Consider the following 277-nt stretch of genomic DNA (forward strand, 5'->3'; position numbering starts at 1 on the left):
GGAGGTGGCACTAACTGTCGATGAGAAACGGCATGCTGCAGCCTTGATGCGGGTGAATCATAGTGGCGAAATCTGTGCCCAGGCACTGTATCAGGGGCAGGCTTTTGCATCTAAGGAGGATTCAATTCAGTTGGCTCTGCACAGAGCCGCCGTGGAAGAAGGTGAGCATCTGGCCTGGACGGAGCGTCGGCTTGTTGAGTTGGGAGGCCGAAAGAGCGTGTTGAATCCGATCTGGTACGCCGGCTCCCTTTTAATCGGAATTATCGCAGGCAAATTC

General features: G+C 54.5%; 1 protein-coding gene. It reads left to right on the forward strand.

What is annotated here, in order from left to right; genetic code table 11:
• On the forward strand, window positions 1–277 hold a 277-nt coding region (locus ACY9Z2_RS18955; RefSeq protein WP_463611237.1), incomplete at both ends, for a demethoxyubiquinone hydroxylase family protein.

The sequence above is a fragment of the Virgibacillus sp. GM2-2 genome (assembly GCF_055329585.1).